This window comes from Nocardia sp. NPDC059154, from assembly GCF_042755705.1.
Classification (GTDB): Bacteria; Actinomycetota; Actinomycetes; order Mycobacteriales; family Mycobacteriaceae; genus Nocardia.
Map to the genome: position 1 here is coordinate 1 of NZ_JBHZCS010000215.1, position 1,098 is coordinate 1,098.

1 protein-coding gene is annotated in these 1,098 nt (G+C 68.2%); it reads left to right on the plus strand.

Annotation, left to right across the window (positions count from 1 at the left end; translation table 11 throughout):
- The coding region (locus ACFXN1_RS51895; RefSeq protein ID WP_379464203.1) for an ATP-binding protein at nt 1-1,098 on the plus strand (1,098 nt) is incomplete at both ends.

Consider the following 1,098-nt stretch of genomic DNA (forward strand, 5'->3'; position numbering starts at 1 on the left):
GCCTTCGAACGTCGCAGCGGGGAGAACGTGGTGACCCAGTTCCTGCGGATCACCACTCAACCGGTGCCGGACCTGCGCGACAGCGGCATCCCTGACGACGTGTCCGCGGTGGTCGCCTCAGCGATGAACCGGGATCCGCGCGAGCGGCCCTCAGCAGGGGCTTTGGGTGAGGCGATCCGGCGGGCTCAGAGCCGCCACGGGTTCACGGTCGACGAGATGGCGTTGCACACCGGGTCGGTTCGTGAACGCCCGGACCTCAAGCCGGTTAAGCCGCCGGGGTGGCGTCCGTCGGTGACGACGGCTCCACGGGGTGGTGGTACTTTGCCGCCCGAGTTGACCAGTTTCGTCGACCGCCGCACTGAGCTGGCAGAAGTGAAGAAGCTGTTGTCCTCGGCCCGGTTGGTGACGTTGACCGGGATCGGTGGAGTCGGCAAGACCCGGCTGGCATTGCGGGCGGCGGCGACCACGCGCCGGGAGTTCACCGACGGGGTGTGGCTGGTCGAGCTGGCCGATGTCCACGACCCCTCCCTGCTCGTCAACGCGGTGGCGGCGGCCCTGGGGTTGCGCGACGATCCGGCGCGGCCGTTGCCCAAGGTATTGGTCGAGTTCCTGTCCACGCGGAAGTCGCTGCTGGTGCTGGACAACTGCGAGCAGCTGGTCGCGGCGGTGGCGGAATTGGTCGAGACATGGTTGCAGAGCTGTCCGCACCTGCGGATTCTGGTCACCACCCGCGAACCGCTCGATATCGCCGGCGAGGCGATACTGCCGGTGCCGCCGCTGGCGATCCCTGACTCGGATCGCGAGCCGTCACCGCGGGGAGTGGCCCGCTATGACGCAGTGACTTTGTTCGCCGACCGGGCGAACGCGGTGGTGCCGGGTCTGGAACTGTCCGACGACAGCAAGGCGGCCGTGGCTCGGATCTGTGCCCGGTTGGATGGATTGCCGCTGGCGATCGAGATGGCCGCGGCGCGGATGCGCATGTTGTCGCCCGAGCAGATCCTGGCGCGGCTCGATGATCGATATGCGTTGCTGACCCGTGCCAGCCGCACCGCGCCGACCCGGCAGCAGACCCTGCGATGGTGTGTCGACTGGAGCTAC